Source organism: Flavobacterium sp. KH_035 (assembly GCF_057839565.1).
Genome location: NZ_CM174492.1, coordinates 3,473,148 through 3,494,099, shown reverse-complemented (window position 1 = coordinate 3,494,099; position 20,952 = coordinate 3,473,148). Strand labels below are relative to the sequence as shown.

Annotated in this window: 12 protein-coding genes; 2 read left to right on the top strand and 10 right to left on the bottom strand. The window is 35.2% G+C overall.

What is annotated here, in order from left to right:
• Positions 1–46: 46 nt before the first annotated feature.
• From bglX to dnaK, 10 genes are all read right to left on the bottom strand, one after another.
• Entirely contained in the window at positions 47–2,347 is a 2,301-nt protein-coding gene (bglX, locus tag AC3IS6_RS14365) for a beta-glucosidase BglX (RefSeq protein ID WP_489160307.1), read from the bottom strand.
• Between the two features lie 88 nt (positions 2,348–2,435).
• Positions 2,436–3,149: a carboxylesterase family protein gene (locus tag AC3IS6_RS14360; RefSeq protein WP_489160305.1), complete on the bottom strand. Its 714-nt coding sequence runs from the start codon at positions 3,147–3,149 to the stop codon at positions 2,436–2,438.
• Positions 3,150–3,160: 11 nt separating this feature from the next.
• Positions 3,161–4,528 carry a glucoamylase family protein gene (locus AC3IS6_RS14355; RefSeq protein WP_489160303.1) on the bottom strand — a complete coding sequence of 456 codons (1,368 nt, stop codon included), beginning with the start codon at positions 4,526–4,528 and terminating at the stop codon, positions 3,161–3,163.
• 71 nt (positions 4,529–4,599) lie between these two features.
• The gene (locus AC3IS6_RS14350; RefSeq protein ID WP_489160301.1) at positions 4,600–6,084 is read right to left on the bottom strand and encodes a RagB/SusD family nutrient uptake outer membrane protein; all 1,485 of its coding nucleotides are present in this window, start codon (positions 6,082–6,084) and stop codon (positions 4,600–4,602) included.
• 4 nt (positions 6,085–6,088) lie between these two features.
• On the bottom strand, positions 6,089–9,112 hold the full coding sequence (locus AC3IS6_RS14345) for a SusC/RagA family TonB-linked outer membrane protein (protein ID WP_489160299.1): 3,024 nt from the start codon (positions 9,110–9,112) through the stop codon (positions 6,089–6,091).
• Positions 9,113–9,356: 244 nt separating this feature from the next.
• Complete coding sequence (locus AC3IS6_RS14340; protein WP_489160298.1) at positions 9,357–12,101, bottom strand: helix-turn-helix and ligand-binding sensor domain-containing protein; 2,745 nt, start codon at positions 12,099–12,101, stop codon at positions 9,357–9,359.
• Between the two features lie 100 nt (positions 12,102–12,201).
• Complete coding sequence (locus AC3IS6_RS14335; protein WP_489160296.1) at positions 12,202–13,386, bottom strand: acetate/propionate family kinase; 1,185 nt, start codon at positions 13,384–13,386, stop codon at positions 12,202–12,204.
• A 180-nt stretch (positions 13,387–13,566) separates the two neighbouring features.
• Positions 13,567–15,660, bottom strand: a complete 2,094-nt coding sequence (gene pta, locus AC3IS6_RS14330) for a phosphate acetyltransferase (protein WP_489160294.1) — start codon at positions 15,658–15,660, stop codon at positions 13,567–13,569.
• A 62-nt stretch (positions 15,661–15,722) separates the two neighbouring features.
• The gene (corA, locus tag AC3IS6_RS14325) at positions 15,723–16,796 is read right to left on the bottom strand and encodes a magnesium/cobalt transporter CorA (RefSeq protein WP_263360525.1); all 1,074 of its coding nucleotides are present in this window, start codon (positions 16,794–16,796) and stop codon (positions 15,723–15,725) included.
• Positions 16,797–17,026: 230 nt separating this feature from the next.
• Positions 17,027–18,910, bottom strand: a complete 1,884-nt coding sequence (gene dnaK, locus AC3IS6_RS14320) for a molecular chaperone DnaK (RefSeq protein WP_173966835.1) — start codon at positions 18,908–18,910, stop codon at positions 17,027–17,029.
• Positions 18,911–19,169: 259 nt separating this feature from the next.
• Between dnaK and AC3IS6_RS14315 the strand changes: the two genes are divergently transcribed.
• Both AC3IS6_RS14315 and AC3IS6_RS14310 read left to right on the top strand, forming a co-directional pair.
• Positions 19,170–19,649 (top strand): YybH family protein, encoded by a 480-nt coding sequence (locus AC3IS6_RS14315; RefSeq protein WP_489160292.1) that lies wholly within the window; start codon positions 19,170–19,172, stop codon positions 19,647–19,649.
• A 31-nt stretch (positions 19,650–19,680) separates the two neighbouring features.
• Positions 19,681–20,943 carry a Na+/H+ antiporter gene (locus AC3IS6_RS14310; protein ID WP_489160290.1) on the top strand — a complete coding sequence of 421 codons (1,263 nt, stop codon included), beginning with the start codon at positions 19,681–19,683 and terminating at the stop codon, positions 20,941–20,943.
• Positions 20,944–20,952: the final 9 nt, after the last annotated feature.

Here is a 20,952-nt window from a genome sequence, read left to right as displayed (position 1 = left end):
CTTCGCAAACCAAACACGAAGGGCTAATAACTAATCAATAAACCAACTAATTGGTTAACTCAAAGCTAACTTTCTTATCGGCATCTGAATTTCCACCTACGAAAACATCAAACTGCCCAGGTTCTGCTACAAATTGTAGGTCAGAATTATAAAATTTTAAATCTTCAACTGTGATCTCGAAAGTCACCATTTGTTTCTCCCCTTTTTTAAGGCTTATTTTTTGGAAATTTTTTAGCTCTCTAACCGGTCTTGTTACAGATCCAACCAGATCTCTAATGTACAACTGTACTGTTTCTTTTCCATCATAGTTTCCGGTGTTGGCAACATCTACTGTTACTTTTAACTTTCCGTTTGAATTCATTTTATCAGATGAAATTTTCAGGTTTGAATAATCAAAAGTGGTATAGCTTAGACCAAAACCAAATGGAAATAAAGGTTCGTTTCTTTCGTCAATATAGTTTGATCTGAATTTTTCGAATTTACCTTCTTTGTTAACAAGCGGTCTTCCTGTATTTTTGTGTGCATAATAAATTGGCAACTGACCAACACTTCTTGGAAAAGTTGACGTTAATTTTCCTGAAGGGTTTACATCTCCAAACAAAACGTCGGCAATAGCATAACCTGCTTCGGTACCAGCAAACCAAACATTTAAAATAGCCGGAACAGTTTCATTTTCTTCTTTTATGACTAATGGACGGCCGTCAAATAATACTAAAACAACAGGTTTACCTGTTTTTAATAAGGCATTTAACAAATCTTTTTGCGCTTGTGGAATCTCTAAGTTTGTACGACTGCTTGATTCTCCGCTCATTTCAGCAGATTCTCCTAGTGCTGCAACAATTACGTCTGACTGATTCGCTATTTTTAAAGCTTCTGCCATCAATTCTTCTTTTGAACGAGCATCACGGTGTAAGGTTTTGCCAAACATGGTTGCTTTAGTTTCAAAATCTTCATCGTAATCTAAGTTGCTTCCTTTAGCATATAATACTTTTGTAGAAGCTCCCGCCACTTCTTTTATTCCTGCTAAAAGTGAGATTGCATTTTCCATTCTTGTAGCCACACTCCAGGTTCCCGGCATGTTTTCTTTTGCATCTGCCAAAGGTCCGATTAAAGCAATTGTACCTGATTTTTTAAGCGGTAACAATTGATTTTGATTTTTCAACAAAACCAATGATTGTGCTGCTGTCGAACGTGCTTCTTTTCTACTGCTTGCTGTAAATATTTCAGTTTTTGCTCTGTTGGCATCACAATATTTATAAGGATCACTAAATAAACCTAAATCGTATTTTGCTTCTAAAATAAGTTTAACTGCATTATCGATGGTCTCGATGGTTACTTTTTTCTCGTCTAATGATTTTTTTAAAGTCCCTAAGAAACCTTCACCTACCATGTCCATTTCGACACCAGCGTTTAACGACAAAGCCGAAACTGCCTGTAAATCTCCCATTCCGTGTTCGATCATTTCAGGGATTCCGGTAAAATCAGTTACTACGAAACCTTTAAAGCCCCATTGTTTTCTTAAAACATCTGTCATTAGCCATTTATTCCCTGTTGCAGGAATTCCATCAATCTCATTGAAAGAAGCCATCACAGAACCTACTCCTGCATCAACAGCGGCTTTGTATGGAGGAAAATAGTCGTTGAACATTCGGATATGACTCATATCAACGGTATTATAATCACGACCCGATTCAGGTGCTCCGTATAAAGCGAAGTGTTTTACACATGCCATAATCGAATTATTTTTTGAAAGATCGTGTTGCTGATAACCGTTTACCATTGCTTTTGCAATCTGACTTCCTAAATACGGATCTTCTCCTGAACCTTCAGAAACTCTTCCCCAACGGGGGTCACGAGAAACGTCAACCATTGGAGAGAATGTCCAGTTAATCCCGTCAGCGCTTGCTTCCTGAGCCGCGATCTGAGCACTTCTTTCGATAAGGTTCATGTCCCAGGTACAAGATAATCCTAATGGAATTGGGAAGGTAGTTTCGTAACCATGAATCACGTCCATTCCAAAAATCAATGGAATTTTCAAACGGCTTTTTTCAACCGCAATTCTTTGTACTTCTCTAATTTTTTGAACCGATTTAATATTGAATAAACCTCCAACTTTACCTTCAGCAATTTTTTTCGCCACATCAGAACTGTTTGCCTGTCCTGTTGTTATATCCCCAGAAGTTGGTAAATTAAGCTGACCTAATTTTTCGTCCAGTGTCATCTTTGACAATAACTCTGCTACAAACTCTGATTTCGGTTTAATTTTTACTGTATTCTTAGTGTTCTTCTTCTGGGCATATCCGAGAATAGCACATCCTAAAAATAGTAAGACTAATTTGTTTTTCATGTGTATTAAATATTTGTTTTTGGAAAATGAAACCACCTTTTCTCCTTCCATTTATTGTTTGGAATCAAAGCGTTTTCATTTAATCTTTTTATTTGTTCGTATTCGTTTTGAACTGTTTAAACATCCAGTTGTAAATTTCAGGATTGTCATAAACTCTTGACCAGCTATCATGACCCGCATCATCAAAAATGGTTAGCTGAACGTCTTTGGCATTGCATTTTTTCAATTCTTTGTAAACAGCTACAGCGTGATCGACTTTTACTATATCATCTAACAATCCGTGGTAAATTCGGGTTGGAATAGCGGCAATTTTACACGCATTTTCTAACTCAATTAGATCCACAAAACCTGAAATTGGCACTAATGCTGCAAACTTATCCGGATAGGAAAGTGCTAAATTCCATGCTGCCCAGCCTCCAGAGCTCAGTCCTGTAACATAGATGCGATCAGGGTCTATTTTGTTTTCTTTTTGAATTTTTAAAATCAATTCATAAATCGACTCAATACTCCACTTTTCATCTTCTTTACATTGGGGAGCTAATACATAAGCATCTAGAGTATGTGCTTTCAGATATTTTAACGGTCCGTGAATTTTTACCTTTCCAATATCTGTCCCTTTTTCTCCATCACCTGAGATAAAAACGATCAGAGGTTTTTTCTCTTTTGTATTGACAGGTTTATGTAAGGCATAGCCCAATTCATAATTCATTACCACTACCGTTTTTATCTTTCCAACTATTTCACTTTGTGAAAAACCTGTTATAGAAAACAACAGTATTAATAGTGCCAGCTTATATTTCATTAGAACTACTGTTAGAATCCGTATTTTCCAGATTTAAAACCCAGCTTTGTTAAACCTTGTTTTACTTCGGGAGCATTCATGAATAATTTCCACAACAAACCTGTACGGTAGTTTTCGATCATTACTACTTCAGGTCCCTGATCGATGGCTAAATAACGTTTTGCTATCCATTTATTCTGCAAGCTAACTGCATCATAAAACCCTGCGTTTCCAAAGGTTTCTTTTTTATGATTTTCGTATAAATTTCTAATTACAGCCATTGATTCTTTTGGCGTGTACACGATCGAACTAATTGCAGCTGTTGGTGAGATTACTCCTTTGTCATTACTTGGCATGTGTGCATCGTAACCTATAGATCCGTCAGGATTTCTGGAATAAGATGCAGTTAATCCCCAATAATCAGGTCCATAGCCTTTAAACTTCCCCGGGTTTTCAATGCAATATTGGTAATCAATTTTTACCTGATTGACATTTAGGTTCCAGTAGTTCGCATACTTATCTGTTAATTGGTTCGGATCAAGTCCAACATAAGAGTAATGCGCCCAAAACAATGGTCCACCAAATTCTTCAGCACCGTTGTGTTTTAGAATTAAAGGAATGTTATATTTTGTTTTTGAAGAAACAATTCTGCCATTTCGCGCCCAGCCTTCATGATATGCTTTTGCCTCTATTGCATGTGTTGGTGAAGAAGCTGCCATCACGTAAGTAATCAAACATTCGTTATAGCCTTCAAGTGGAAAATTCATTTGCCAATCGTAAGTTGGTGACCAGTGCCAGTACAACACATTTTTATTGTTGGTGTACCATTGCCAGTCTACTCCTTTCCAAAGTGCATCATATTTTAGAGCTACTGCTCTCTCTTTCTCAGAACCGTCTTTTAGATATTCGCGAACGGTAATCATTCCTGCAACCAAAAATGATGTTTCGACTAAATCTCCACCATTATCCTTGGTTCCAAAAGGTTTTACTTTTCCTGTATTTCCGTCTATCCAGTGTGACCATGCTCCGTGAAAACGATCTGCTTTGCCTAAAAAGTCAGCAATTTTATTCAATCTTTCAACTCCTTTTTCTTTGGTTACATATCCTTGCGACATTCCGGATACTATAGCCATCAATCCAAAACCGGAACCTCCTGTAGTTACAATATGTGCATCGTTTTCAGGATAATTTCCATCCGGATGGTAACGCTCTCTTGCTAATCCTGAGTTAGGCTCAGCATAATCCCAAAAATATTTAAATGTCTCTTTTTGAACTGTCGCTAAAAGCTGATCGTCTGTTAATTTTACTACAGATGATGACACTTCTTCTGTTTGTTTCTTTTCTTGTGCATTACAGCCCAAAAAAGTAAAAGCTAATAGTAAAACTGAAATTCTAATCATTTTTTTTTTTTTGAGATTGTAGTAAGTAATCACTTCCTCCCAGAAACTGGAAGGAAGTGATAATAAGAATATTAATTATAGCCAGGATTTTGAGAAGACATTCCTTCAGCTACCAAAAGGAATGATGACGGAATTGGAAACAATTCGTTTTTACCTACTGTAAATACTTTTCCATTAGGGAAAGCTGCGCTCTTATCAGCTGCAAAAGCATCTTTGGCCTGACCAGTTCTAACTAAGTCAAAGAATCTATCAAATTCAAAAGCTAATTCAACTCTTCTTTCTTTCCAAATGGCAGTTCTAACCGCCGCCTGTGAAGTTGCCGGAGTATCACCTAAACCTGCTCTGTGTCTGATTATGTTTATCAACGGAATTGCTTCTGAAGTCTGACCTAATTCATTTAGAGCCTCAGCTTTCATTAATAATACTTCAGCATATCTTAAATATTTAATATTAGCATCTGTTTCCCATGCACTTGTATAGGCAGAAGAATAGGCTTTAAAATTATATCTTGGATTCGGATCGTCTTCACTTATCACAGGAATCACTCTTCCATCATATAAAGTTGTGCCTCTAAAAATAATTGTTGCGTTTTTTCTAACATCTCCGACTTCATAAGCATTTACTAAACTTTGAGAAGGCTGATTGAAACCCCATCCCCATGCATCACGAACACCTTGAGTATTAGAATATCCCTGAATTCCACGGGCAGGTACAGAACCAACACCATTAATTTCAAAAATAGATTCTCCGTCATTTTCTCCTTCTAATCTGAACATTTTAGCATAATCAGGAGAAATAGCATAACCTGTAACCAAATTACAATTGTCTATTACTTTCTGCCATTTCTTTTGATACAAGTTTACTTTTGCCAATAAAGCGTATGCCGCTCCTTTTGAAGCTCTTGCTTTTTCATCTGCTGCATATTGCGATTTATTTGGTAACACTGCTGCAGCTTCAGTCAAATCTTTTTCAATAAAAGCATAAACATCAGCAGTACTTTTACGAGTTAACTGCATTGCTTTATCTTCTGCAGATAATGGAATCTTAGATATGCGATCTACAATTGGCACACCTCCATAACATTTTACTAAAGTAAAGTACATGAAAGCTCTTAAAAATTTTGCTTCTGCCATTAATCTTTCTCTTAATGCAGGATCAGCTTTATCCAATTTAGGAAGAATTGCTAATGCTTGGTTACATCTGTTGATTCCATCATAATTAGCATTAAACGTACTTTCAGCAGATGGATTTGATGCATTGTAAGTTAAGGCATCTAAAACATCTTTATCTGTACCTGTATCACTTGGAGTTGAGCCTTTATCTGCATCGTCAGATGTAATACTTGCTAATCCAACCCATCCGAATGAACTCATGTCCCAATCTAAAAATTTACTGTAGATCGAAACAACAAACGATTTTGCGCCACTGTCATTGTTAAATAACTCAGTATCATCTGTAGAAATAGTCTCAGTTTGTTTAACATCCAGGTAATCATCAGCACATCCCGTAAAAGTAAATGCCGATAACACGAAGATTGATATATATATCTTTTTCATAATATTAAAATTTTAAATTAGCACCAATTACAAATGATCTTAATGTTGGGTAAGCATCCAACTCAACTCCCTGAAGTTTGTAAGGGTCTCCATCTGCATTTAACTCAGGAGAGAAACCAGAAAATTTCTGTGTAATAAACGGGTTGATTGCATTAAGATAAATTCTGCAAGAACTAATAAATTGATCGCCTTTAAGAGGTAATTTGTATCCTACCGTGATGTTGTTGATTCTAAAGAAATCTGCAGATTCCATATAATAAGTTGAAGCAACAGGAACAGTATTAAATGGTCTTGGATTTGACGATGTTGTATTTGTTGGTGTCCAATAATCATTTGTCATAGAAGCTTCGATGTTTTCACCTCCAAAACGCTGTGCTTTTTTACCATTGTACACTTTTGCTCCACCGGTTCCATATCCATCAACAGAGAAATCAATATTTTTGTAAACCAATCCTAAAGAAATTCCATAATTCGCTTTTGGTAAAATTGAACCTACATATTTTTTATCAGCTGTTGCAGATAATGCATCCTGAGTCACTTTAGCCCCTGCAGCATTATAATAAAGCATGTTTCCATTTGCCGGATCTACACCTGCATACTCATAAAGATAAAAACTACCTAATGGTTGGCCAACTGAGTTGTTGTATAACAATTTAGTATCTTGACCATTTCCTAAATTACCTCCAACAACCTGAGATAATGAAACATCTTTTAAGCTTGTAAGCTCATTTTTGTTGTGTGAGAAGTTACCTCCAACCCAATAACTTAAATCCTCAGTGATTTTATCATCCCAACGCAAAGAAATTTCATAACCTTTATTTGAAACTTCACCTACGTGAGATGGAGAAGCCGTTGTAATTCCAGAAGTTGGGTAAGGTTTTACATATAAAATTACGTTATCTGTATTTTTGTTATAAACATCAAACGATCCTTTTAATCTGCTGTCTAAAAATTCGAAATCTACACCTCCAGAGGACTCTTCTGTAATTTCCCATGTTAAAGTAGGGTCAATTTGAGAAGTAATACTTGTACCTTCATTTAAAATTGAGCCACCTAAATAACTGTTTAATCCGGAATTATAACTCTGACTGTTTAATGGCACATTTTGGTTACCCAATTTACCCCAGCTACCTCTTAATTTGATTAAATTAACTCCTTTAACATCCGATAAGAAACTTTCTTTAGTCATAATCCATCCAAGACCTACAGATGGGAAAGTTCCCCAACGGTAATCTTTTGCAAAATTTGAAGATCCATCACGTCTAATAGTTCCAGTTACTAAGTATCTGTCCATTAATTTGTATTGGAAACGTCCAAAATAAGAAGCTAACTTACTTTCGTTAAATACAATATCTTGTAAATTTGTAACAGTACCGGAATAGTCTACACCTTTTGCATCTTTTGCATTATAAAGAGACCAATAGTTAGAATCAGGACTTACATTTTTTCTAGTAATTACTAATTTTTCTCTTGAACCCTTTACAGAAGTTTCAATACCTGCTGTTAATTCAACGTCATGAATTTTAGCAAATACTTTATTATAAGTCAAATAGTTAGACAAGTTCCAGTTAAAATACTGCTCTCTACCTCTAGTCAGTAGATTGATAGGATCGGTACTTGAATAATCTCCGTCTTTACGAGTTGGATTAGCTGCTAACCAAACATTTTTACTATCCTCGAAATTATAATTTTTCCAGGTATAGTATTCACCATTAAATTGCGAAGTAAACTTTAAACCTTCTAAGATTTCATAATCCAATTTCAATCCACCCTGAAGTGTAATACTTCTTTGCTGTTCGTTGTAAAAATCTAATTGTGAAACAGGATTACCAACATTGTTAAATGAAGTACCTTTTGGGCTTGCAACTCCACTTGCATCTGCAAAAGGCGCACCGTACTGACCATTTGCAAAGCGAACAGGAACAATTGGTGATTGCTTGTATGCATTTGTAAATGCGCTTAATGGCTTTGGTGTAGAATTAGCCGATGTAAAGCTAAAATTCTGATTTAAAGTGATTTTTTTAGAAAGTTTAAATTCGTTATTATTTCTAAAACTTGTACGGCTGTAATCTAGGCCATTAAGAATCGCTTTTTCCTGATAGTTACCTGCACTAAAAAAGTATTTCACATTTTCTGAAGCTCCAGAAATAGAGATATTGTTTTGAGTATAAGTACCTGTTCTTGTAATTTCATCAAACCAATTTGTATTAACAGGTTGGTTTGTAGAGAATCTGTTTGTTCCTAAAGAAGCATTAGAATAGCTTGCGTATTGATTAGCATCTGCCATTTTTACTTTCTTAAGTGGCGTTCTAACACCCCCAAAACTTTCTACTTCTACAGAGATTTTATCTCCTTTACCTTTCTTAGTAGTAATAATGATAACCCCATTTGCAGCTCTGGTACCATAAATAGCAAGAGATGAAGCGTCTTTAAGAATTTCATACGATGTAATATCATTTGTATTGATATTATTGATGTTCTCTGTTGGCATACCATCAACAATATATAAAGGATTTCTTCCTCCTAATGCAGTACCTAAACCTCTAATAACCACAGAAGGAGTACTTCCAGGAGCATCTGAAGAAGTTACCTGAACCCCAGCAGCTTTACCCTGAATAGCCTGAGAAGCATTTAATACCTTTGTTCTTGTAACATCTTCTGCCTTTAATGAAGTAATGGCTGAAGTATTATCAATTTTTTTTCGGGTTCCGTATCCAATTACTACTACATCTTTCAGAACCGTATCATCTGACTCTTTTAAGGTAATAGTCATTGGTGCAGATGTTGCTGTCACAGAAACAGCTTGAAAGCCCAACATTGAGATTTTTAATATCTCTCCCACTTTGGCATTTATGGTAAAATTTCCGTCGAAATCAGCATCAGTAGAAGCTTTAGTACTCGAAGCAGAGATAATTGCTCCGGGAACTCCCATTCCACTACTGTCTACTACTTTTCCTTTAATTGCTTGTCCAGACATATATGCTGGCAATAGCAAAAGCGCTAAAAAGCTAAAAATAAAATTTTTCATACAGTTCGTAATCGTTTAAGTTAGTAGTGCCAAATTAAACAATTACAACGTTGTAGTACATCAAATACCACTACAACACAGCTACATCATTATGTTAAAAAATGGACACAAGTAAATGGTTATCAATAAATTAAATGTTAATTTTATTTTATTAACATAACGTTATGATGTAGTAATGATGTATTAGAATTATACAATAAAAGAAGTAGAAAAATATAAGATATTTAAAAAACTAATCCCAATCTTACAGACTTAATAAAAATTTTGAGAGGTTTTCATCCTGTGTGAGCCCCAACTTCTTTCTTAGACGATATCTATGCAGTTCGACACCCCTAAAAGAGATGTTCATCATAGGTGCAATTTCTTTTGAGGAAAGATTCATTTTAAGATAAATACACAGTTTTATATCTTTTGGAGTCAAGTTTGGATATTTTTTAGAAAGGTTAATAATAAACTCATTGTGAATCTGGTTCAGATTGGTTTCAAAAATTTCCCATTCGTGTTTATTTACCTCATTGATCTTAATTGCCTTTTTGATTTCACTCTTAAGTTTATTAAAGTCTTTTTCTGAGTTCAGAATGTTCTGAATGTTATCGATCATTTCACTTTGCTTGGCAATTGACAATGATTTTCCTGCAACTTCAGAAGATTTTGTTTGCAGTTCCAATTCCAGAATGTGTTTTTCGTATTCCTGTAGATTCAGTTCATTCTCTGCTTTTAATTCCATTTCCAGAATTTCACGCTGATGTTTTAACTCTTCGGCCTGTAATTTCAGTTTTTGCATGTAGCGCAGCTTATTCCATTTGTAATAAAAAAACAAAATACCTCCTGCTACCAGCAGGTACAGCAAAATCATCCAGAATGAAAAATACCAGGGCTCTGCCACTTTGAAATCAAAATCTGCTACTTTTTCGTAGCTCGCCCCATCGTGCTTGTAAACCACAATAGCATGATTACCGCTGCTTAAATTGTTCAGTACAATTAAACCGTCAGAAATTGGTAAAAAATCATTGCCTTTATTGATTTTGTAGAATAAATTAGGCTTACTTGCACCGTAAATTCCTGAAATTACATTTATTTTTATCTCGGTGTTGTATTTGATTTTAGAATCGTTTGCTATAAGATTTCCATCATTAAAACCTTCTATCTTAACATTAGAGTTTTGCTTGTTTTCATAAGTAAGCTGAAGCGAAATAAATCCATCATCAAGATTAAGTAAATAATGATTTTGAGTTTTAAATATCCTCAAATTATCATTGATCAGTGTGCCTTTATAATATTTCTCCTGAATGATGTTCCAGATAAATTTATTTCCTTTTGCATAAATATGATATAGAATTCCATCCTGAAGCACAACAAAGTGATCTTCATCAATCGAAACGACATCGCTTATCTTCTTAAAATTAGAATTGAACAGTTCGTTTTCTTCCAGACTGGCGCTAATTGAATTGTAGGTGTACCACACACTATTGATGAGGAAAAGAATTTCATTTCTAAACTCAAAGATCTTTACGCCAAAATCATTCTTAATTTTACTCTGCTGTGTAATATTCTCGACTTTTTTGGTCTTATAATCATCATCATACAATACGCGATACAATCCACGATAATTGTCGGCTGCCCAGATTTCATTCTTTTGATTTTGAGCAACATATTTTATAGGCTTTGAAAGGTCGTTGATAACTTTATTCTTGGTAGGTTTCGAAATATCATCATAAACTACAACACCACTGTACGTAGACTGAAAATAAGTGTTATTAATGCTGCTTTTCGTTAAATTCCATCCACCACTTCTGGTATTAATTCGGGTTAATGATCCATTTTCATAACAAAAAGTTCCATCATTATGGCCAATAATATATTTTGTGCCAATTTTAGTAATATTCCAAGCCTGTCCCTGTGTATTGGGCAACATCTTAAACTTGCCGGAAACAAATTCGAAAACACCATGGTTTGAAGCAATCAAATAACCTTTATCGATAGCGGCAACGGAATAAACAGAACCCAGTAAACCTGAATTATCATAAAAGAATGAAATTGGAGAATTAATTTCAACATGTGTGATACCATTATCCAAACCAAGCCATAAATCGTTCTCTTTGTCAAAACCAATGCTTAAAACCGAGTTGTTCATTAAGACATTATTCCGATTGATGTTTTTATAGGTATCGGTGTGAAAGTCGTAAATAAAAACACCTCTGTTTCCGGTTCCTACCACCAGTTTGTTTCCTTTAATGAACTTTGCTACATTAATAGTTGCCGATTTTAAAACTTCGTTTAATGGATTGTTCCAGGGTCTTAAACCGCCCTTTTCTACAATATAAATTCCTTTTTTCTGCGTAAAAATAAATGTTTCATTTTTGTACTTTTCGATAGCGTGAACTACCGTCTTTTTTAAAACGTTCCAGCCTTTAGGATTGGCAATCCTCGAGCCGTTCATGTGGAAAAGACCTTTTTCAACTGAAGCAACATACACATTATTATCGACTACGAAACAATAGGATATCAAAAAAGGAAATTTGATTTTCTGAATGTGTTTTCCATTATAAATAAAAACATCATTAAAAGACTGGAAATAAACAGACCCCTTAAACTTAAAGATTTTCCAGATCTCTTCATTATCTTTTTCATCAAACAAACGCAGTTTCTTGGTGATCGAAACATAGTGCATCTTTCCGTCTTTTCGATACCAATAACCAAATTCTTTATAAGAACCTGAATAGATCTTATCTCCTTCGATCATGATCGAACGGATAATTGTTTTATTGGGCAGGGTATACTTTTCCCAGATTACACCGTCATAACGCAATAAATAATGATTATTCGCGAAATACATTGCAGCATCATTTCCCTGAACAACATTCCAAATTTGATTGTCGCCCTGATAGTCTGATTTATTGTAATTTTCTACGAAAGGAAGTAATTCTTGTGCCTGGATTTGAAAAGCAATGAAAAAGAAAAATATAGCTTTAAGAAGTATCGATTTCAAAATAGTATGATTTATAGCCAAAGATACAGACAAATATTTAATCTGAAAGCATAAAAAAAGCTTCCCAAATGAGAAGCTTCCTTTATTATATAGGTTAGTTTTAACTCTGAAGTAGCTGATAAACCTGATTGGCAATTTCATATTCTTCATCCGTTGGTACCACCAAAACTTTTGCTCTTGAATTTGGTGTACTGATCTCTCTAATTTCTTTAGAACGAATCTGATTTTTTTCATCATCCAGTTCAATTCCGAAATAATCCATATCGGTACAAACCAGTTTACGTATATAAGAGGAGTTCTCACCGATTCCAGCGGTAAACACAATCGCATCCAACCCGTTTAAAGCTGCTGCATACGAACCAATCGTTTTTTTGATTCGATAGGCATTCATTTGCAATGCGAGTATACAATCCTTATTTCCTTTTTCGGCTTCTGCTTCAATATCGCGCAAATCACTGTAACCCGTAAGCCCAAGCATACCGCTTTGTTTCAGTAAAATCGAATTTACTTCATCTGCCGAATACCCAAGATTTTTAACCATATAAAAAATAACGGATTGATCAATATCTCCGGCACGGGTTCCCATTATAAGACCGTTTGAAGGAGAGAATCCCATGGTATGATCAATGCTCTTTCCGTCTTTAATAGCGGTCATACTGCACCCGTTTCCAAGGTGAATAGTGATTATTTTAGCATTTTTTTCTAATTGACCAATCGCTTTTTCAGAAACATATTTGTGACTGGTTCCGTGAAAACCATAAACTCGTACTTTGTGTTCTGTTAAAAGGTAATTTGGGATGGCATATTTATAAGCCAACTCAGGCATTGTTTGATGAAAAGCGGTATCAAAAACTGCAATTTGCTCTGCTGAACTAAAAATCTCTTCAGCAACATTAATTCCTTCTAAATTAGCAGGATTATGCAGTGGCGCCAATTCAAAAAGTTCTTTGATTTTTAATTTCACCTTTTCGTCAATCTTTACAGTATCACTAAAAGCACTTCCTCCATGTACCACTCGATGACCTACTGCCCCAATTTCGGAAGTCGATTTAATCACTCCTTTTTCGGCATCTAAAAGCATATTGGCTACTTTTTGCAAACCAACTTTATGATTGGCAATCGGAAACGTTTCTTCGATTGTACTGGTTGCTGTTTTAAAGATCACATTTGAAGTTTCTAATCCAATTCTGTCAATCATACCAGTACAAATTACTTCGTTGGTTGGCATGACCATTAATTGATATTTGATTGATGAACTTCCTGAGTTTATTATTAGTATTTTCATTTTCTTTAAGTTGCTAAGAGACTAAGTCTCTGAGTTTTTTTTTGTTTCAAGTTTCAGGTTTCAAGTTGTACAACCTAACGCTAAAACGATTATTTTTTTACGCTGATAAAACGGATTTTTTGAGTACCTCATACTGCAAAACGCATAATTCATAATTACTAATTAATAATTAATAATTAATTAAAGTCCTTGAGCCTGAATGGCCGTAATTACAACGGTATTGATGATATCATCAACGGTACAACCACGGCTTAAATCGTTTACCGGTTTGTTCAATCCCTGTAACATCGGACCGATAGCCAAAGCTCCGGTTTCACGCTGTACTGCCTTATAGGTATTATTTCCTGTATTTAAATCCGGGAAAATTAGAACACTCGCCTGCCCTGCTACTTCAGAATCCGGCATTTTGCTTTTTCCAACAGCACGATCGACAGCGGCATCATACTGAATTGGTCCTTCAATTTTTAGATCGGGACGTTTTTGCTTTACAATTTCGGTTGCAGCTCTTACTTTATCTACCTCATCTCCTTTTCCTGATGCTCCTGATGAATAAGAAAGCATTGCGATTTTAGGTTCAATTCCGAAAGCTGAACTTGATTCTGCCGACGAAATCGCAATTTCCGCTAATTGTTCCGCTGTTGGATTTGGATTGATGGCACAGTCTCCAAAAACCGAAACTCTGTCTTCTAAACACATAAAAAACACAGACGAAACTACCGATGAATTAGGTTTGGTTTTAATGAATTGCAAAGCCGGCAAAATGGTGTGTTGCGTAGTATGTGCAGCACCTGAAACCATTCCGTCAGCCTGGCCTTTATACACCATCATAGTACCAAAATACGAAACGTCTTCCATTAAATCTCTTGCCATCGTAATACTTACATTCTTGGCTTTTCGGAGTTCATAATAGGTGTTCGCATAGTCCTCGTAAAGTTCCGACTCTATTGGATTGATGACGGTAATTTTTGAAAAATCCAGTGTAATTCCGAGTTCATTAACTTTACTTTCAATCTGTTTTTTATCGCCGATGATAGTAATGTCAACCACATCCATAGCGAGTAATCTTGAGGCTGCAATGATGATTCTATCATCATTTCCTTCCGGCAAAACTATGTGTTTTCTATGCTGTCTGGCTCTTTTTACCATGTTGTACTGAAACATCTTAGGAGTCATTCCTTCTGCTTCAAAAGTGATTAATCTTTCAGACAGTTCGTCCATGGCAACATACTTTTCGAACGTACTGATCGAAGTTTCTATTTTATTCGTATTATTTGCGTAAATCTCTGATCTGATTGATCCAATTTTGTTGGTGATACCGTAAGTTCCTCCATCAACCGCAATAATTGGTACAATGGCGGAAAGTCCTTCAATAAGTTTGAGAATGCTTTCTTCCGGAACGATATTTCCCGTTAGAATAATTCCAGATATCGTTGGATAATTGGCCGATTCATTGGCTTGCAAGGCTCCTAAAATAATATCTGAACGGTCTCCTGGCGTAATCACCAATGCATTATCATGCAAATGAACCAGATAGTTGTGCAATTGCATTGCTCCAACGCTAAAATGTCCAATTTCATTATTTAAGTAAGCGCCTCCGAACAATACTTTGGCATCAAGCTGGTTGACAATTTCCTGCATTGTTGGATTATTCAAACTTGAAATCAGCGGGATGGTGTTGATGAGTACATTTGCCGGTAAACTTTTTTGCAATCCCTGCGTCACCAATTCGATATTTTCAGGCTGTACTTTATTAGCAATGACAGATAATACCTCAACTTCTTTTACTTTAAAGGAATCATAAACCAAATACAGACTGTCTACTAATTCTTCCAGAGTTTTACCTACTCCCGATCCGATAATAATGGTAGGAATCCCAAGGTTCTTAGCAATTAAAACATTCAAATCCAGTTCGATTGAAGTTCCTTCTCCGGTAAAACTTGTTCCTTCTACCAAAACAAAATCAAAACGCTCTTCGAGTTTTTTATATTTTTCAATAATGAGATCCAGAACCTCTCCTATTTTTCCTTTGTTTTTCTTCTTAATTAATTTGCTTTTGGTGATCGCAAAGGCATCTTCAAATTTAATATCAAGATTAAAATGTGACAGCACAGTCTCGATATGATTGTCTAACTCTCCGTCAACAAAATCCTCAACTATGGGCCTGAAATACCCCACTTTAGCCGTTTTACCAATCAAAATACTCATCAAACCAAGTGTTACAATTGATTTTCCGCTATTCTGATCGCTTGTGGCTATATATATTGCTTTACTCATAATTTATATTTTAAACTAAACAAATGTCGTATATAATCGTATTTTAAACAGAGAAATAAACGTTAAAACCAGCGTCTTTTTTTGAAATAAATAATCAAACCTATTACCAATGCAAACATGGCTCCCATCACAATAAAATAACCGTTTCTCTCTTTCAGTTCGGGCATATATTCGAAATTCATTCCGTATACCCCAACAATAAAGGTAAGTGGAATAAATATGGCCGAAATAATGGTCAGGGTTTTCATAATCTCATTCATTTTTCGGCTCTGTTCCGAAAAATAAAAATTGGAAGCACTTTCCAATGAGCTCATGTCAGACTCAATCTGCTCCAAAAGTTCTAAACTTTTTTGATGCAGTCGAATAAAAAAGTTAAATGTTTCTTTTTGAATTAGACCATTATTTTCATCATCATCTTTAATGGTTTTCAAATAATAAAGCGAATCTCGAAGGGGAACGATGGAACGTTTTAAAAAATTAAAGTTATCACGATGATTTTCAATTCTTTCCAAAATAATTGGATCTGCTCCTTTTTTAGTTAAATCGATAAGCTCTTCAATATTATCTTCTTCATCTTCGATCGTAATGTAAAAGTTTTCCATTACAGCATCAAGCAATAAATAAAGGAGATAATCTACCTTTTTGGATCTTACAATTCCAGCATGAGTGCGCAAACGTTCGCGTATATGTGTAAAGAAGTCACTTCTTTTTTCCTGAAAAGAAATCAAAATTCCATCTTTTAAAATAAAACTGAGCTGTTCTACCTTAAGGCCATCTGAGTATTCTGAAGGTAACAAAGATTTTATATTAAAAAACAAAACATCTTTTTGTTCCTCTAGTTTGGTTCTTTTGGTGGTATTTAAAATATCAGCCAGCAAAAAATCGTCTACTTTAAAATGATCCCCTATTGTTTTAATAAGACTGATGTCATTTAATCCGTGAATATTCAACCAATTATTTTTAGTATAATCAAAACAGGAATTTATAGCTAAAACTGTAAACTTCTCATATTCGACAATATCAGCATCATTATAAACAAAAAGCTGCATTTCTGTTTCATGATCTTTATGTGTGCCTGTGTACTCCAGACTTGTATGCTGCAACTTTCTGCCTTTCTTGTATTTTATCTTTCTCATTCAAAAATGATTTACATAGTAATATTACAAAAAAGTTTCCGAACAGGAAATGACAATTGTCATTTTGTAGCAGTCATCGCTGTAGAGACGCACTGTGACGCTTTTCTCCTATAATTTTTTTTAAACTATCTCATAAAAAAACAAATAATCGCGAAACACATTCCCACAACATAAACCAAAAAAAAACCGAGTCATTTCTGACCCGGTTTTCATTATTATTTAAAGAAGAATTATTTTACTTCTTCGAATTCAACGTCTTCAACATTGTCTCCTTGCGATTGCTCTTGTTGTGGAGCTGCTTGTTGACCTTGTTCACCTTGAGCGTACATAGCTTCTGTAGCTGTTTTCCAAGCTGCATTGATGTTGTCAAGAGCCGTTTGAATAGCTGGAATGTCTTGAGATTGGTGAGCCATTCTCAATTCAGTTAAAGCGTACTCTACAGCAACTTTGTGGTCGTCAGCTAATTTGCTTCCTAACTCTTTCAATTGACTTTCTGTTTGGAAAATCATGCTGTCAGCTTCGTTTAATTTCTCAGCTCTTTCTTTAGCTATTTTATCAGCATCAGCGTTAGCTTCAGCATCTTTTTTCATTTTTTCGATTTCTTCAGCTGTTAATCCAGAAGAAGCTTCGATACGGATATCGTGAGATTTTCCTGTTCCTTTATCAGTTGCAGAAACTTTGATGATACCATTCGCATCAATATCAAAAGTAACCTCGATTTGAGGAACTCCTCTTGGTGCTGGTGGAATACCATCTAAGTGGAAACGACCGATAGTTTTGTTATCAGCAGCCATAGCTCTTTCTCCTTGTAATACGTGAATTTCAACAGATGGTTGAGAATCAGCAGCAGTAGAGAATACTTGAGATTTTTTAGTTGGAATAGTTGTGTTAGACTCGATTAATTTAGTCAATACACCACCCATAGTTTCGATACCTAAAGATAAAGGTGTAACGTCAAGTAACAATACATCTTTTACATCTCCAGATAAAACTCCACCTTGAATAGCTGCACCAATAGCAACAACCTCATCAGGATTAACTCCTTTAGATGCTTTTTTACCAAAGAATTTCTCAACTTCGTCAGCGATTCTTGGCATACGAGTAGAACCTCCAACAAGGATTACTTCGTCGATATCAGATGTAGATAAACCTGCATCTTTTAACGCTTTAGCAACTGGCTCCATAGAACGTTTAACTAATGAATCAGTTAATTGCTCAAATTTAGCTCTAGATAATTTTTTAACTAAGTGTTTTGGTCCTGAAGCCGTAGCTGTAACGTATGGCAAGTTGATTTCAGTTTCTGAAGAAGAAGACAATTCAATTTTTGCTTTCTCTGCAGCTTCTTTCAAACGTTGCAATGACATTGGATCCAAACGTAAATCAATACCTTCTTCAGCTAAAAATTCATTAGCCAACCAGTCAATGATTTCGTGGTCAAAATCATCACCACCTAAGTGAGTATCACCATTTGTAGATAATACTTCAAATACACCGTCTCCTAATTCAAGAACAGAGATATCAAAAGTACCTCCACCTAAATCGTAAACAGCAATTTTTTGATCAGTTCCTTTTTTATCTAATCCGTAAGCAAGTGCAGCAGCAGTTGGCTCATTGATGATACGCATAACTTTAAGACCTGCAATTTCACCAGCTTCTTTAGTAGCTTGACGTTGTGCATCGTTAAAGTAAGCAGGAACAGTAATAACTGCTTCAGTTACAGTTTGACCTAAATAGTCTTCAGCAGTTTTTTTCATTTTTTGAAGAGTCATTGCTGACAATTCCTGAGCAGTATATAAACGACCATCAATATCCACACGTGGAGTATTGTTGTCACCTTTTACTACTTTGTAAGAAACTCTTTTTGCTTCGCTTGTAGTCTCAGCAAAAGTGTGTCCCATAAAACGTTTAATAGAAGCAATCGTTTTTGTAGGATTCGTTACTGCTTGTCTTTTTGCAGGATCACCTACTTTAATTTCTCCACCTTCAACAAAAGCGATAATAGAAGGAGTAGTTCTTTTTCCTTCTGCATTAGGGATAACAACTGCTTCGTTACCTTCCATTACAGAAACACAAGAGTTCGTCGTACCTAAGTCAATTCCGATTATTTTACCCATTTTTTATATATTTAATTTTTGATATACATTTTATAACTCAGGTGGCATAAGTCAATCTTTGTGCCAATATAAAAAACTAAAGTAAATTGTCAGTTTTAATATTGGCACGACAATAATCATCTGACAAGATGACATTTTTAAAACCTGACAATCGTGGCATATCAGTACTTTACATGTCATTATCAACATCAATTCGTCATAATATTTACTTCTTTAATTAAATTATAATATATTTGAAATACATTAATTCATTATAATTATGAGAACAATACTGCCATTTATCTGTTTTTTAATTATCTCTCCTTACCTGTTTTCACAAAACACAAACGATACAGCTCAACTTAAAAAATCATTAGATAGTGCTACTTTGATAATACGAAATGCATTTGAAAAAGGAGATGTAGAATTAATTGTAAAATTACATAGCCCGAATATTGAAAAATACTTTGGCGGAAATAATGTTGTTATTGGAAGAGAAAACTTAAAAAAGGGATTACAGGAGTGGTTTCAAAACTCGAAAGTAGAATTTATAGAAAATACTGTTGAAAGCACTATTTTTAATGACCAAACCGCTATAGAAACTGTTGTTTTTGGTTTTAAAACAACTCCCAAAAATGGAGGAGCTTCAATAATAAGCAGAGGCCGTTCAATGGTCGTTTATATTCAGGACAAAACCAGTCCTACAGGCTGGATTACCTTAAGAGAAATGGCCCAAGAAGCACCAAAAAAAGAAAAATAAATCACATCAGTCTTTATTCTAAATTATACGAATGGAAAACTATACCATCATCATCTTTATTCTCACCATTGTTATAGGACTTTCTGCATTTGCTGATAAAGTAAAACTCCCCTATCCTATCTTATTGGTTATCGTTGGAGTTGCTATTGGTTTCATTCCGTCAATGACTGAGATCGAAATTAATCCTGAGATTATCTTTCTGATTTTTTTACCACCTTTATTGTACGATGCTTCATTTAACATCTCTCCGAAGCATTTCAGAACAAATCTTAGCACAATAAGTACTTTAGCGATACCATTGGTTTTTCTCACTACCTTTTGGATCGCTGTAGTCTCACATTATATGATTCCCGGCATGACCTGGCCACTGTCTTTTGTACTAGGAGCAATACTTTCGGCTACTGATGCGGTCGCTGCCGTAAACATAACTAAAGGCCTCGGAATACCCGAAAAAACAATCACCATACTCGAAGGAGAAAGCCTAATTAATGATGCCTCGGCACTGGTTGCTTATCGGTTTGCAGTTGCAACAGCTATGGGTTCTGCATTTATCATATGGAAAGCAACACTTCAATTTGTAATCTTATTAGGAGGAGGTTTTTTAGTGGGTTTTGTTATGGGCAAAATTCTAGCTTTCATTTTGACCAAAGTCCGTAAAAACACAAATGTCACCGTAAGTTTTATGCTCCTGATGCCATTTGTTACTTATTTAGTTGCAGAACATTTACATGTTTCAGGAGTTATAGCAGTCGTATTTTTAGGTCTGGCTATTGCCCGTTTCAGTAAGAAAATATTCCCGGAGAGTCTCAGAAACAATTCTAAAAGTCTCTGGGATGTCATTATTTTTATCTTAAACGGATTGATTTTCATCCTAATCGGACTTAATTTTCGATACATCCTAAAAGATATCGACGACAATATGATTTTACCTTACATTGGTTATGCCGCTATCATAACTATCGTTGCATTATTAACCCGAATGGTAAGGGTCTTTTTTCAAAAAATTAATCTGCAGAAAGCCTTTCAGAAAAATGACCGAAAAAGACGAAAAATTAGCGAACATGCCTTGTTAGATTCCAAAAACAGTTTTATAATCAGCTGGTCCGGAATGCGTGGTATAGTTTCTCTGGCCATAGCCCTGGGGTTACCTAAATTTTTGGAAGACGGAACTCCTTTTCCAGAGCGAAATGCAATACTATTCATTTCTGTTGCTGTGGTACTTTTAACCATAGTCGGGCAAGGGCTTACACTTCCGTGGATCGTTAAAAAATTAGGCGTTCAGGAAGAAAAATAAGTTGCATCA

Coding starts and splice junctions, on each gene's coding strand:
- bglX (WP_489160307.1), bottom strand. CDS start 2,347: ATGAAAAACAAATTAGTCTTACTATTTTTAGGATGTGCTATTCTCGGA.
- AC3IS6_RS14360 (WP_489160305.1), bottom strand. CDS start 3,149: ATGAAATATAAGCTGGCACTATTAATACTGTTGTTTTCTATAACAGGT.
- AC3IS6_RS14355 (WP_489160303.1), bottom strand. CDS start 4,528: ATGATTAGAATTTCAGTTTTACTATTAGCTTTTACTTTTTTGGGCTGT.
- AC3IS6_RS14350 (WP_489160301.1), bottom strand. CDS start 6,084: ATGAAAAAGATATATATATCAATCTTCGTGTTATCGGCATTTACTTTT.
- AC3IS6_RS14345 (WP_489160299.1), bottom strand. CDS start 9,112: ATGAAAAATTTTATTTTTAGCTTTTTAGCGCTTTTGCTATTGCCAGCA.
- AC3IS6_RS14335 (WP_489160296.1), bottom strand. CDS start 13,386: ATGAAAATACTAATAATAAACTCAGGAAGTTCATCAATCAAATATCAA.
- pta (WP_489160294.1), bottom strand. CDS start 15,660: ATGAGTAAAGCAATATATATAGCCACAAGCGATCAGAATAGCGGAAAA.
- corA (WP_263360525.1), bottom strand. CDS start 16,796: ATGAGAAAGATAAAATACAAGAAAGGCAGAAAGTTGCAGCATACAAGT.
- dnaK (WP_173966835.1), bottom strand. CDS start 18,910: ATGGGTAAAATAATCGGAATTGACTTAGGTACGACGAACTCTTGTGTT.
- AC3IS6_RS14315 (WP_489160292.1), top strand. CDS start 19,170: ATGAGAACAATACTGCCATTTATCTGTTTTTTAATTATCTCTCCTTAC.
- AC3IS6_RS14310 (WP_489160290.1), top strand. CDS start 19,681: ATGGAAAACTATACCATCATCATCTTTATTCTCACCATTGTTATAGGA.